This is a genomic window from Streptosporangium vulgare (assembly GCF_042428775.1).
Taxonomy (GTDB): Bacteria; Actinomycetota; Actinomycetes; order Streptosporangiales; family Streptosporangiaceae; genus Streptosporangium; species Streptosporangium vulgare.
Map to the genome: position 1 here is coordinate 102930 of NZ_JBHMBS010000011.1, position 13430 is coordinate 116359.

A 13430-nucleotide genomic window follows, 5' to 3' on the forward strand; every position below is an offset into this window, starting at 1 on the left:
AGACCGCCGCTCGGTTCCACCACGGTGTGCGGCCCAGACCCCGCCGCCGCCCCCGTCACCGCCCGGCCGCCGGACAGGCCGGCCGGGCGGCGACGGGACCCGTACCACCTCCGGCCGATTCCAGCCTCGCGGCGAAACCACCCATCAGGGAACGGATCACCCGAGGAACGGCCCGAGCGGTGTGGCCTTCCCGGGCGATGACGCCCCGGGCCCACCGGCCTGTTCACATCCGGAGAACGTGGTCATCGAAACGCCTGGGCCACCCGCCCGGCGCGCACGGCGGGGCCGAAGGGACGCCGACCACGTAGCCGATCTCAGCAGTCTCAGTGGTCTCGGCGGTATCGGCCTTTTCGGCGGTTCCCGGCGGAGAGACCCGGCTGAGCCGACGGCCCGAAGACCGGGTCAGCTCCTCCCAGGCCCTGGAGCTGACCCGACAGACGTACGACCACGGCGTCCGGCTCCGTCACGTCCGGTGCCCTGCCCCCTGCCCCTTGTCCCGCGGCCATCCGCAGCCGGTTGCGCGGCACCGGGCCGACAGGTCACCGGGGCGACGTATCGCCGGGTTCGGGGCTCGTATCGTGCCCGGCTCGCGCTCGGCGACCGCGCGGGAGCCCCTGCGGACACCTGGAAACGGACCCAGGTCCGCTTTCCCGCCCCGCCCGCCCCGCCCGCCCCGCCCGCCCTCGTCTCTCACTCACCCGGCGGTACGGGCGTGCTGCGCATCCGCCCGGAGGGGGGTGCCGCGGTGCCGTCCTCCTCGTGCGACCGCGCCTCGGCCTCCTCCCCGGCCTCGGCGGCCTCGGCGCCGTGCGCAGGATCGGGGGACCTCCCGGCCTTCCGGCCCGCGCCACTCGCACTCGTCTCTCGCGCGGTCGCGGGCGCCTCCGAGCCGCCCCTCGAAGCCTCCTCCGAGGTCGTCCTAGTCGACTGCTCTGTGTGTATCTCGCCAGGCGGGACATTCGCCGGACGGTCTTTCACGGCGAGGATCGGCTGGGTGTCGGCGTCGCGCTCGCTCACCTCGGCCGCCTGCTCGCGGGGAAGGTCGGTGTCGCTGTCCCAGGTCTCCACCCGCTCGCTGACCCTGCCGCCGCTCTCGGGCTCGGGTGCCCGTACGGCCGGGCGGGGCGGGTGGACGAGCAGGTCGCCCTGGCGAGGCCGGACCAGGTCGCCCCAGCGCATCGGCTTGCCCGGCCGGGGGGCCGCGGGTTCCCGCGGGGGCGGCGGGTCCTGCGGGATGTCGGTGACCTCGGGCGTCTCCGGTGCCGCGGTGGGGCCGACCACCGGTTCTCCGGCCGGGAGGTCGTGGTGCGGGGCGGCCTCCAGGGGAGGCGCGGAGTGCGGATCGAGCATGATCTCTGCCGCGGGGTGGTGCACCAGATGCCCCGGATGCACCGGATGGTTTCCGTGACCGGAGTGGTCTTCGTGACCGGGATGGTCTCCGTGACCGGAGCGGTCTTCGTGGCCCGGGCGGGCGGGCTGCTCAGGGCGGGGCGGGGCCTGCCACCGCTCCTCGGGGTCGGGCGCGCCGGGACGATGAGCCGCCCGGCTCTCCTCGGGGAACGGCACGATGTCGCGCCCGGACGACGACGGCCCGGACAGGGCCGCGTCGCTCGCGGCCCTGCGGGCGGCGGCGTGTTTGATCAGCAGGAGCCAGAGCCACAGGGCCAGGATCAGCATCACCCAGGGGGCGACGGCGACCACGACGGCCGCGCGCCCCTCGTCCACCGCCATCCGCATCGCGGTGGACACCTCGGCGGCGGCCGCGCCGGCGAACAGCAGCGTCAGGATCACGCCCGCCTGCAGTCGTACCGGCCACCAGCCGCCTCTCAGCAGCAGTACGCCGATCATCGCGATGACGAGCAGGGCGTCGAAGGCGGCGGGATACAGATACGCGAGGCCGACGGGTGCCCTGCCCGCCACGGCGAGGGCGCGCAGATCCTCGAAGGAGAGCACGCAGGCCGCGGCGGTGAGCGCGGCCACGCCGACTCCGGTGACGGCGATCCCGGCGCGGCGCAGGGCGATGGTCACCCGGCTCGGCGCGGTGGCGGCGATGGGCAGGAGCGGGAGCGGGAGCGGGCGGGAGATCGAGCCTGCCGCCCCGGGGGATTTGACGTCCATGGCCCTTCGAGCCTACAGAATCGGCATCTAGCATGATCGAGGAAGTTTTTCGGAAGTGGCCGAGGCAAAAAGCTGGAAAATCATCCGATATCGGATGAGATGTTCGGCGCCGCGAACTTCACCGCCGTGACGACTCCCGGCGGGAGCCCGCAGGCGAGCGCCATGTGGGAGCCGTGTGGGAGAGGGTGGGCCGGAACGACATCGTGTTCTCGGCGCTCGGGGCGCGGCTTCTCGGCGGTGGAATGCGCGGCGTGAGAGTGCCGGCTTCGCCCGCGGCCCGCGCACGGCCGTCGTGGCGTCCGGCCTCGCCGGTTCTTACGGCTGCGCCGTCTCCACGTCATCGCCGTATCGAGGGGCGGGGACCGTCGCGGGGGCGCTGACCCGGGGGATGACGCGCGAACACCGGTGTGGGGCGAATGCCGGGGAGAAGGTGGGCGAACGGAACCTTCAGGAGGAGAACGGAACCCTCAGACGGAGAGGCCGGATGGAGAAGTCTTCAGACGGGGAGGCCAGACGGAGAAGGCGGTCGTCAGGACCAACCCCAGGACCAACCCGGCCCTGCCTTCCGTCACGCTGCCGTTCTGCCGGATCAGCTGGGCGACATTCGCCGCTAATGGTCATAAAACACTCTGCTGAGTGTCTTCAACGTCCCGCAACTCGGTTTGTGAGGGGAGGTGAGGCATTAGCCTTGCCTTCGTGAGCCTGCAGCTATACGACACCAGCGTACGCACTGTCCGCGAATTCGTCCCGGTCGAACCCGGCCGGGCCTCGATCTACCTGTGTGGTGCCACCGTGCAGGCTCCCCCGCACATCGGGCACATCCGCTCGGGCGTCAACTTCGATGTTCTCCGCCGCTGGATGATCAGGTCCGGCTACGAGGTGACCTTCTGCCGCAACGTCACCGACATCGACGACAAGATCATTAGAGTCGCCGCCGCCGAGAACGTGCCGTGGTTCGCCGTCGCCGAGCGCAACCAGAGGGCCTTCACCTGGGCCTACGAGGTGCTGGGCTGCCTGCCCCCCACCGTCGAGCCCCGTGCCACCGGCCACGTGCCCGAGATGATCGAGCTGATGGACCGGCTGATCGCCGCCGGACACGCCTACGCCGCCGAGGGCGACGTCTACTTCGACGTCATGTCCTACGCCGACCGGTACGGCTCGCTGTCCAACCAGAAGCTCCAGAACATGCGGGCCGCCGGTGACACCGACACCGACTCCTGCAAGCGCGACCCGCGCGACTTCGCGCTCTGGAAGGGCGAGAAGCCCGGTGAGCCGACCTGGCCGACCCCGTGGGGCCGGGGCCGCCCCGGCTGGCACCTGGAGTGCTCGGCCATGGCGACCAAGTATCTCGGGTCCACCTTCGACATCCACGGCGGCGGCGTCGACCTGATCTTCCCGCACCACGAGAACGAGCTGACCCAGTCCCAGGCGGCCGGCGACGGCTTCGCCCGCTACTGGATGCACAACGGCATGCTCAAGATCGGCGCGGAGAAGATGAGCAAGTCGCTCGGAAACTCCCTGCTGGTCCCCGAGGTCACCAAGAAGGTCCGCCCGGTCGAGCTCCGCTACTACCTGGCGGCCCCGCACTACCGCTCCTCGATCGACTACTCGGAGGAGGCGCTGTTCGAGGCCGCCGTTGCCTACCAGCGCATCGAGGGCTTCGTCACCCGCGCGGCGGAGGTCATCCATGACGTCGACGCGCACGCGCCGCTTCCCCAGGCATTCTCCGACGCCCTCGACGACGACCTGGGCACCCCCCAGGCGCTCGCCGTGGTGCACGAGGTGGTCCGCGAGGGCAACGTCGCGCTGGCCCAGGGCAACAAGGAGCAGGTCGCCAGGCTGCTCGCCGAGACGCAGAACATGCTCGACGTCCTCGGCCTCGACCCTCGCTCGGAGCAGTGGCGCTCCTCGGGCGGCGAGACCGGCATGCGGGCGACCGTCGACGCGCTGGTCGCCGTCGCGCTGGAACAGCGGCAGGCGGCGCGGGCGCGCAAGGACTTCTCGGCGGCCGACGGCATCCGTGACCAGCTTTCCCACGCGGGTATCCATGTCGAGGACACCCCCCAGGGACCACGCTGGGAACTCTCGCGGTGAAACCAGGCCGTACGCTATAGACCATGGCTGGTGGGGGTAAAGGGTCCGGGCGACCCGCGAAGAAGAAGAGTCCGACCAAGGGCACGGGCGGCAACGTCCGTCGTGGCCTGGAGGGCAGGGGGGCCACCCCGCCGGCGCATCTGCGGCACTGGCACAAGGACAAGGCGCGCACCGAGCGGATCGAGCGCGAGGAGAAGACCGGCAGGTCCTCCTCCCCGCGCACCCCGGTCCGCACCCGGCGGAGTGAAGACGCGCCCGAGCACATCGGCGGGCGCAACCCCGTCGTCGAGGCGCTGCGGGCCGGGGTTCCGGCCAGCACGCTCTACGTGGCCCTGCGGATCGACAACGACGACCGCGTCAAGGAGTCGGTCCGCATCGCCGCCGACCGGGGCATCGCGATGCTGGAGGTCGGCCGCGAGAAGCTCGACCGCCTCACCGAGGGCGGGATCCACCAGGGCATCGCCCTGCAGATCCCGGCGTACGACTACGCCCACCCCGACGATCTGGTCCGCATCGCCCAGGAGGCCGCGGAGGTCCCGCTGATCGTCGCTCTCGACAGCGTCACCGACCCCCGGAACCTGGGCGCCATCGCCCGCTCGGCCACCGCGTTCGGAGCCCATGGCCTGGTCATCCCCTCCCGCCGCTCGGCAGGGGTCACCGGCGGGGCCTGGAAGACCTCCGCGGGCACGCTGGCCAACCTGCCGGTCGCCCGCGCCGCCAACCTCACCGCCACTCTGCGCGAGTACCGCGAGGCGGGCCTGTTCGTGATCGGCCTGGACGGCGAGGGCACGGTCGACATCGGTGAGGCCAACCTCCTCGACGGCCCGCTGGTCGTCGTCGTGGGCTCCGAGGGCAAGGGCCTGTCCCGCCTGGTCCGCGAGTCGTGTGACCTGGTCGTCCGCATCCCGATGCACGCCGCCGCCGAGTCCCTCAACGCCGGGGTCGCCGCCGGCATCGCCCTCTACGAGGTCGCCCGCCACCGCCGTTCCTAACGGTTCGCAATCGGCAGGGCATACCTCGGTGACGTACGGGGAGTGAGCCGACTACACTCGTCTGGCGACCGTGCCGACGTAGCTCAATCGGCAGAGCAACAGTCTTGTAAACTGTAGGTCAGGGGTTCGATTCCCCTCGTCGGCTCGCATGTGAAAGGCCAGGTCAACCGATCTCCGGTGACCTGGCCTTTCGCCGTTCAGGGGAACTTTATGATCTTCCGTGCCCGTTGCGTGCCCGACGGCTTCTCGTGCCCGCCTGCCCGTGCCCGTTTGAACGCCTGCCCGAGCGCCTTGGCGATGGCCTTGTCCCGATCCTGACTGGCGTGCTGGTAGATCAGCGCCGCCCGCGTCAAGGCGGCGGCGCGGCGCGCCGCCGCACGGCCCTCCACCCGCCCGCCGTCCGGGCGTGCGGCGTGGGCGCCGGTCCCGAACGGCGGCGGAAATCGGGCCGCCCGCCGCACCACCCGCACGCCGCACCCAACCAACCCGCCGCACCGGGGCCGCACCGCCGCCTACAGGTTTATCCGGCCAGTGGCCCAACGCTTCGCGGCTCTTCCGGCACCTGCGACCTTGCGTCGGCCGCTCGCTCCCTACTTGCTCGACCTCATCAAGGCCCACACCACAGTGACCACAGAGATCCCCATTGCGGCGAAAAACAGGACCACGGGGAGAAACCCGAGGACATCCACGCCCCAGCCGAACGGCCCGGCTCCATACCGGCCAGACCCGATAACCGACCTGAGAGTCCCGGAAATCGCGAACAGCCCCATCAGGGCAACGAAGAGCCGGAGCGCCGAGGACATCATCAGGCGTTTACGCGGTCCATCGACTGCTTCCCCCGGCAAGGGCTTGGGATACTCCTGCCTGCGTGCTTTGACCAGCCCCCACACACCGGCTCCCAGGTAGGGCGCCACGGCAAGAACACCGATGACGATGAACACCCAGTCAAGTAGTTCGCGTACGGTGCCACCCGCCCAGAAGGTCAACGCGAGGACCTTGACCACCAATGCCAGCACCATCAGGACGAGCGCCAACTTAGACCACACCGGCATCTTGGACACGCAGTGATTATGGAGCTGGCAAGCCCTCAGGAGAAACCCCACAGCCCCGCCTGCCCAGCTCGGATCAGTCTGCAGCCGGTGGCATCACATCGCCGCGATCGGTACCGCCCTCACGATCGCCTGATGCGGGCTGATCTCCGTACGGGGCCGGGGGCGATCGACGATCCGTGCTTCGTTCCTCAGCATGGCTCACCGGGTAGCAGATACCAGGCCGACTCATCCCAGGCGTGCCCGTTGCGTGCCCGTCAGGAGGGTCACCAAGGGGGAGTCACGGGGACTCACGGACAGGGTGAGACCGCCTCTGACCAGCGTCGCAGCAGTTCACAGGGTCGCGTACCGAGATCTTGTGAACTGTAGGTCAGGGGTTCGATTCCCCTTGTCGGCTCGCATGTGGAAGGCCGGGTCAACCGATATCGGTTGACCCGGCCTTCCGTCGTTCAGCCGAACTTCATGATCCTCCGTGCCCGATGGTTTTTCGTGCCTGGCCGCCGCGCTCGCTCATCGGCCGCCGTTCGGCTGGACGGCCTCTGCCTGGGCTTTGCGGGCGAGCAGTTGAACCTCCTGGAACTGTCGTCGGTCGGTGGGCTGAGGCTCGCGAACCATCCGGGCCACCTCGGGCAGCCCGGACTCGCGCAGCATCGCGGCGAGGTGGTCAGGCCACCACCGGTAGGCCGGTGCGACCGTGTGATCGAAGACCTGCGTCGGGTGAGACGGATCATCGGTCGCCGAGAAGCCGATCAGAAGGTGGCCGCCAGGTGCCAGCACACGATGGAACCCCGCCAAGATGACGGGGAGTTCCCGCGGGGGAGTGTGGATGACGGACCAACGTGAGAGTACGCCGCCCAGCGCGCCGTCGGCGATGTCCAACGCGGCCATCGAGCCCACGTCGAACCGCAGGCCCGGATAGGTCTGCCGAGCCAACTCGATCATCGTGGGAGAGGCGTCGACCCCGAACGCCGCCAGCCCCAGCTCGTCCAGATGAGCGGTGACATGGCCGGGCCCACACCCCAGGTCCGCGACCTGACCGTTCCCACCCGCGCTCACCAGCTCGGCGAAGGCACCCAGGATCGCGCGGTCCAGGGGACTGTCACGCAGCGAATCCCGGAACAGCTGCGCGTAGGTGAGGGCGGCGGCGTCGTAAGCCTCGCGGGTGACGGTGAGGGCATCGTGTTGGACCATGCCCGGGACAGTAGTTCCCGGCTCCGAGGCGAGCCGGGAGAAGCACGATCTTCCCTCCCGCCCGTTCGCCCGGGCTGTCGCTGATTCGGAGAGGTCATGCGAGGCGAGTGAGGTGAGGGCGTGCTCGCCTCACTGATGTTCAGGGGCTTCAGACATGGGCCGTCTGGGAAACGCCCGAAGCCCCGACCTCCCGATCTGAGGACACCCCGGCTCGAAGCGTCCACGGAGAAGGTCAACAGCTGGTGCGGAGAGTTCGCCGGGGCGCGGTCAGGTGGCGTCATCCAGCTGTTCGGTCAGTCGCTCCAGGCCACCCCTGATGAGCTTCCCGTACTCGTCGTCGCCCAGTGCGCCGATCCCGGCCCGCGCCTGCCGGAGGTGCTCGCGGGCGCGGGTGAGATCACCCAGCTTGCGGTAGCAGTCGCTCAAATTGAGGTGCAACGACGGATAGAGGCCGGCCACCGAAAGCGGCACCCCGGCCTTCGCCACCTGCTCGTCGGTGACCAGATCGACGGCGGCGAGCGCCCGCAGATCCCACATCAACTCCTGGCGTACGTCGTCCTGCACGTCGGCCATCGAATGGGCGAGGACGCAAACATGCAGTGGGTCGCCTTGCTCGCCGCCGATGTCGTCCCAGATCTGCGCGAACAGGTCGCGAGCGGCCTCACGCTGACCTTGGTGGTGATGCAACTCCACGCCCCGGCCGATCCGGGTCATCGTCGGGTCGTCGGTGGTCATTGGCGGCTCCTTCACCGTCGCGGGCGACCGCGGCCAGCATACTTGCCTGACGTGGCTTAAGGATCTTCAAGTTTTTGGCCGGCCGGTTCGCTCGGCGCCCTCCGTCCCCGAGTCGTTGCCCCTCCGGGGCGAGGCGGGCGGGAAGATCCGGCGAGGCGGGGTGTGTGCGTCCGCACGGCCCTCCCGCTGTCCGGGCGTGGGCGCCGGTCCCCGGACGGCGGCGGGGAATCGGGGCACCCGCGTATCCGACCGACCCGCCGGACCCGGGCCGCGCCGCCACCCGGAGGCCGCTTCGCCGTTCGGGCCTGTCAACGGAGGGGGAGCCGGGGTCGGCCATCGGTTCAGGGGGGACTCGGCCACTGGGCGACGTCCGGCGGTCACTCGTGCCGCGTGGGTGTCTCGGCCGGTGAGGCCGAGGTCTCCTCCTGGTCGAAGGTGATCACGATGTATCTGCCGTTGGCGTAGCTGACCACGGGCCGCTGGAGCATGTCACCCACGTTGCGGGCGACCCTCTGCCACAACTCCACCATCTCCGGGGTGTCGGCGGTCACCCTGAAACGCCCACCGGCGACGAGGTTCTGGGCGACGAGGGAGGTGAAGTTCGCCTCGCCCCGCGCCTTCTCCTCCGCGTCGAGAGGGGTGCGCCGGGGCGCGAGCCGCGCGCCGAGAGGGTGGGTCATCGCTGGTCTCCTTGTGATCGCCGGCTTCCCAGCATGCCATCCGTGCCCGCCCCCCTGAAGCCGGTCACGAACGGTGGCCACGCGGGGCGTCGCCGTACGCCCACCGCGCCGCGGAACCCGAAGGTCGGGGTGAACGGCCACGATGTGCCGTTCCCCGGCTTCACCGTGCCTCGCGGGGCCGACGGGAGCGTCACCGCCAGGTGGACGAACCCGCCGTTCATGTGCGTCCGCCGCGCGACGCTGCCGGTCTCCGGCAGCGGCGGGACCTCCCGGCGGAGCGTCACGCCGGTCATCTTCCCGCTCCATTTCCTCGGGGCGCTGGTCGCGGTCGCGGCGGCCCTGTACGTCCTCGCCGGGCTGTCGCGCCGCCGACCGCGGACGCGCGGGCTTGGGGCGGCCCGGGTCCCGAGCGGCCGTGACGACTTCGCCCGGAGCTTCCGTGACGACTTCGTCCGGAGCGGGAGGGACGGCCGTGACGACGCCGGCCAGGGGGACGACGGCCGGCGCGACACCGGCAGGGACGACCCCGCAGGGTCGGTGACGAGGTCTGGCGAGGTCCGCAGTATGCCGCAAGGTGTACGAAACGGTTACTTCACTCCCCGCACGGTCTCTCACGCAGGCAGATCGGTGAGGGCAACCCTGTGGATTCGCCTCGTACGAACGGCTCTTCGTCACATACTGAGACGCGAAGTAAGCGGAAAGTGACCGACGAGGGGCGCGGCGGTGACAGTAACGATCCTCCAGCGGGTCCGCACGGAGCGGGGCGGCTGCGACATCACGAGCGCGGGGCGGGGCGGCCGTGACATCACGAGCGAGGAGGCGATCCGGTCCGACGTCGACGTCACCGTGATCGTCCCCCTCCACAACTGCGGGCCCTATCTCGACAGGTGCCTGACCTCGCTGCTGATCCAGCGCGTCGCCCTGGAGGTGGTGGTCGTCGACGACGGTTCCACCGACGGCGGTGCCGCGCTGCTCGACCTGTACGCCTCCTGCCATCGCGGGGTGATCCGCGTCGTCAGGCAGGAGGCGTCCGGCGGCGCGGGGCGCCCGCGCAACGTCGGGCTCTCCCACGCGCGCGGCAGATACGTCTTCTTCTGCGACGCGGACGACTACCTCGGTCCCCAGGCGCTGGAGCGGATGCTCGCGATGGCCGACCGCAACGGCTCGGACATCGTGCTCGGGAAGATCGTCGGGCATGACCGCAAGGTGCCGATCTCGATGTTCAAGGAGAACGCCGAGCGGGTGCCGCTCGGCGACAGCGCGGTCTACAACAGCCTGAGCTGCTTCAAGCTGTTCCGCAGGGAGATGCTGGAGCGGCACGCCATCCGTTTCGACGAGACGCTCCTGGTGGGGGAGGACGTCGTCTTCACCACCCACGCCTACTGTCACGCGGAAGTGATCTCGGTGGTCGCCGACTACGACTGCTACCACCTGGTCGCCCGGCCCGACGGCACCAGCATCATGCAGCGGCAGGGGAGCCGCGACCCGGTCTCCTGGCTGCGGATGATCAGGCGGCCGATCGAGCTGATGCTCGCCCACGTACGCCCCGGCGAGCTCCGCGACCACCTCCTGCGGCGCCACTTCCGGATGGACGCCTTCGGCAACCTCGGCAGGCCCTTCCTGGAGGCGGGGGAGGTCGAGCGCAAGGAGATCGCCGCCGAGGTGGCCGACATGTGCGAGCGGTGGCTGACCGACGGGGTCCGCGAGCGGCTCCCCGCGATCGACCGGAGCCGGATCGCGGCGCTGCAGGACATCGACCGCCTGGTCCGGCTCGCGCACATCGAGTCGGCCTCGGTCCGCAGGGAGCTCACCGCGCTTCGCTGGGAGCGCGAGCGGGAGGGGCGGCTGGCGATCTCGGGCAAGGTGGCGCTGAGCACGCTGGAGCGCTACGACCGCCCGGAGATCACCGGCGGGGGCCTCGCCCTGGTGCTGCGGCGCCGGCACGTGGACCCCGGCCCGTCCGACGAGGTCGTGGTCCCGGTGACCGGCGACTGCGCGGGGTTCACCGGGATCGTCGACGTCACCACCCTGTCCTCCGGCATCTGGGACGTCCACGTGAGCGTCGCCTTCGAGGGCGTCCCCCGGCTCGCGCGCCTGGGCGCCGACGGGGAGGGGCTGGTCGCACCGCCCATGCCGCGCGTGGTCGGCGACGTCGTCGCCCTCCCGTACTTCACCCACCCGTACGGCAACCTCAGCCTCGACATCGGCGGGCACGTGGTCGCGGTGCCGGGCAGCGCCAGGCTGGTGCGCGCCCGCTGGGCGGCCGGGCACCGGCTGGTGCTCGACGGCGAGGTGAGCGTGGGCGCGGCGGCCCCGGCGGCCGACGCGGTGCGCTACCTGGTCTGGCGGGAGCGCGAGTCGAGCCGGGAGCGGCGCGAGCCGGTCGCGGTCGGCGAGGGCGGCAGGTTCACGGCCTCCGGGGCGATGGGGCGGCTGGGGCCCGGCACCTGGGACGCCTACCTGGAGCTCGACCTGGGCGGGCCGCCCGCGCGCTTCAGGATCGAGGCGGTCCCGGAGGTGATCGAGCAGCCGCGCACGTGGTGGCGCGGCGCGATCCGCTGGAGTGTCAGGCCCTACGCCACGGCGGGGAAGGGCCGGCTCAGCGCGGTGGTCCGCACCCTCGGCCCCAGAACTTTCATCAAACGTATCGTTCGTTAATGCCACATTCTTGCAACTACAAGCCGATGGCCTAAAGTTGAGGGCAAATCCGCACCTCGGAGGCTTGTTGTGCACGTACCCGATGGCTTTTTCAACGCCGCCGTCTCGGTGTCGGCGGGAGTGGTCGCCGCCGCCGGCGTCGCGGTCTGCCTGCGCGGCGCCCGCCGCGAGCTCGACGACCGCACCGCTCCGATGGCCGGACTGGTCGCCGCCTTCGTCTTCGCGGTCCAGATGCTCAACTTCCCGGTCGCCGCGGGTACCAGCGGTCACCTTCTCGGCGGCGCGCTCGCCGCGATACTCGTCGGCCCGTACACGGCGGTGTTATGCGTGGCCGTGGTCCTCCTGGTGCAGGCGTTCTTCTTCGCCGACGGCGGGCTGACCGCGCTGGGCGTCAACGTCACGCTGATGGGCCTCGTCGCCGTGCTGGTCGGGTGGGGGGTGTTCCGCCTGATCACCCGTAGCGTGCGGAACAGGGGGGCCGTGGTGGCGGCCGCGTTCGTCGCGGCGCTGGTCTCGGTCCCCGCCTCGGCGCTGGCGTTCACCGTGCTGTTCTGGATCGGCGGCACCGCGCCCATCGAGATCGGCACGGTCGCCGCGGCCATGGGGGGCGTGCACCTGCTCATCGGCGTGGGCGAGGGCCTGATCACCGCGGTCACCGTCAGCACCGTGCTGGCGATCCGGCCCGACCTGGTCTACGGCGCCCGCGAGCTCGTCGCGCCGCTGGTCCTGCGTGGCGCGGACGGCGACGTGACCGTCACTCCCGGGACCCCGGGCTCCGCCGCGCCTTCGGCGCCGGTCGCCGCCCGCCGTCCCGGCTGGTTCCTGCCCGCCGGGGTCGCGGTGGCGGCGCTGCTCGCGGGCGTGGTGAGCTTCTACGCCTCCTCCTCGCCCGACGGCCTGGAGTGGGTCGCCGAGGACAAGGGCTTCAGCGACCAGGCGACCGACCACTCGCTGGGCGAGCAGCCGCTCGCCGACTACGGGGACGTGGGCGGCATCCCGGTGGGCGTGGCCGGGCTGATCGGCGTCGGGGTGACCCTCGCCGTCGGCGGCGGGGTGTTCTACGCCGTGCGCCGCCGCGAGGACGGCGGTACCGGCGGGCACGACAGCGACGAGAAGGTCTCCGTCTAGTGGGATCGGGCCATCACCACCAGCTGCACCGGCCGGGCGACACGCTCGTGCACCGGCTGCCGCCCCAGTGCAAGCTGGTGGCGGTGGCCGGGTTCGCCCTGGTGGTGGTCGCCACCCCGCGCGAGTGGTTCTGGGCCTTCGGGCTGTACGCCGTCCTCCTGGCCGCGGTGGCGGCCCTCGCGCGCGTCCCGGCGGGGTTCGTGCTGCGGCGGATGGTGGTCGAGGTCCCGTTCGTGGTGTTCGCGCTGGCCATCCCGTTCATCGGGTTCGGCGAGAGGGTGACCTTCATGGGCCTCTCGCTCAGCGTGGCGGGCCTGTGGGCCGCCTGGAACATCCTGGCCAAGGCGACCCTGGGCGTGGTCGCGAGCGTGCTGCTCGCCGCCACCACCGAGCCGCGGCTGATCCTGCTGGGCGCCCAGCGGCTGAGACTGCCGCCGCTGCTGGTGCAGATCGCCATGTTCATGCTCCGCTACATGGACGTGATCCTGGACGAGATGCGCCGGATGCGGGTGGCGAGGGAGTCTCGCGGGTTCGTGGCGAGGGACGTGCGGCACATCCCGGTGATCGCCAGGTCGGCGGGGGCGCTGTTCATCCGCTCGTACGAGCGGGGCGAACGGGTGCACCTGGCGATGCTCAGCCGGGGCTACACCGGGTCGATGCCGGTCATCCAGGATCTCTCCGCCGCTTCGCGGCAGTGGCTCGCCGCCGGTATGTTGCCGGGTGCGGCACTCGCCGTGTTACTCGGGAGCTGGGGGTTCGCGTGACCGTGCCGTCCTCGCCGTCCT

At 70.9% G+C, this 13430-nt stretch carries 12 protein-coding genes and 1 tRNA gene; 6 read left to right on the plus strand and 7 right to left on the minus strand.

Annotated elements, in window-relative coordinates; translation table 11 throughout:
- Positions 1-690: 690 nt before the first annotated feature.
- On the minus strand, positions 691-2118 hold the full coding sequence (locus ACFFRH_RS23345; RefSeq protein ID WP_344750318.1) for a hypothetical protein: 1428 nt from the start codon (positions 2116-2118) through the stop codon (positions 691-693).
- A gap of 696 nt (positions 2119-2814) precedes the next feature.
- Between ACFFRH_RS23345 and cysS the strand changes: the two genes are divergently transcribed.
- The 3 genes from cysS (at position 2815) to ACFFRH_RS23360 (ending at position 5349) form a co-directional block, all read left to right on the plus strand.
- Positions 2815-4212 (plus strand): cysteine--tRNA ligase, encoded by a 1398-nt coding sequence (gene cysS / locus ACFFRH_RS23350; RefSeq protein WP_344750320.1) that lies wholly within the window; start codon positions 2815-2817, stop codon positions 4210-4212.
- A 23-nt stretch (positions 4213-4235) separates the two neighbouring features.
- Positions 4236-5204: a 23S rRNA (guanosine(2251)-2'-O)-methyltransferase RlmB gene (rlmB, locus tag ACFFRH_RS23355; RefSeq protein ID WP_344750322.1), complete on the plus strand. Its 969-nt coding sequence runs from the start codon at positions 4236-4238 to the stop codon at positions 5202-5204.
- A 72-nt stretch (positions 5205-5276) separates the two neighbouring features.
- Positions 5277-5349 (plus strand) — tRNA-Thr (locus tag ACFFRH_RS23360).
- A gap of 52 nt (positions 5350-5401) precedes the next feature.
- Here the strand turns inward: ACFFRH_RS23360 and ACFFRH_RS23365 are convergent.
- The 6 genes from ACFFRH_RS23365 to ACFFRH_RS23390 form a co-directional block, all read right to left on the minus strand.
- Positions 5402-5674: a hypothetical protein gene (locus ACFFRH_RS23365; RefSeq protein ID WP_344750323.1), complete on the minus strand. Its 273-nt coding sequence runs from the start codon at positions 5672-5674 to the stop codon at positions 5402-5404.
- Positions 5675-5794: 120 nt separating this feature from the next.
- The gene (locus ACFFRH_RS23370; RefSeq protein ID WP_344750325.1) at positions 5795-6265 is read right to left on the minus strand and encodes a hypothetical protein; all 471 of its coding nucleotides are present in this window, start codon (positions 6263-6265) and stop codon (positions 5795-5797) included.
- Between the two features lie 498 nt (positions 6266-6763).
- Complete coding sequence (locus tag ACFFRH_RS23375) at positions 6764-7444, minus strand: class I SAM-dependent methyltransferase (protein ID WP_344750326.1); 681 nt, start codon at positions 7442-7444, stop codon at positions 6764-6766.
- Between the two features lie 267 nt (positions 7445-7711).
- Entirely contained in the window at positions 7712-8179 is a 468-nt protein-coding gene (locus tag ACFFRH_RS23380) for a hypothetical protein (RefSeq protein WP_344750327.1), read from the minus strand.
- 377 nt (positions 8180-8556) lie between these two features.
- Positions 8557-8859 carry a hypothetical protein gene (locus tag ACFFRH_RS23385; protein WP_344750328.1) on the minus strand — a complete coding sequence of 101 codons (303 nt, stop codon included), beginning with the start codon at positions 8857-8859 and terminating at the stop codon, positions 8557-8559.
- Positions 8856-9152, minus strand: coding sequence for a hypothetical protein (locus tag ACFFRH_RS23390; RefSeq protein ID WP_344750329.1), 297 nt, complete (start codon positions 9150-9152; stop codon positions 8856-8858). Before ACFFRH_RS23390 ends, ACFFRH_RS23385 begins: the two co-directional genes overlap by 4 nt.
- Before the next feature lie 430 nt (positions 9153-9582).
- Here ACFFRH_RS23390 and ACFFRH_RS23395 point away from each other — a divergent pair, with 430 nt between their 5' ends.
- The 3 genes from ACFFRH_RS23395 (at position 9583) to cbiQ (ending at position 13409) form a co-directional block, all read left to right on the plus strand.
- Entirely contained in the window at positions 9583-11517 is a 1935-nt protein-coding gene (locus ACFFRH_RS23395) for a glycosyltransferase family 2 protein (RefSeq protein WP_344750330.1), read from the plus strand.
- 69 nt (positions 11518-11586) lie between these two features.
- Positions 11587-12645: an energy-coupling factor ABC transporter permease gene (locus tag ACFFRH_RS23400; RefSeq protein WP_344750331.1), complete on the plus strand. Its 1059-nt coding sequence runs from the start codon at positions 11587-11589 to the stop codon at positions 12643-12645.
- Positions 12645-13409 (plus strand): cobalt ECF transporter T component CbiQ, encoded by a 765-nt coding sequence (gene cbiQ, locus ACFFRH_RS23405; RefSeq protein WP_344750332.1) that lies wholly within the window; start codon positions 12645-12647, stop codon positions 13407-13409. The genes ACFFRH_RS23400 and cbiQ overlap by 1 nt, the downstream gene beginning before the upstream one ends.
- Positions 13410-13430: the final 21 nt, after the last annotated feature.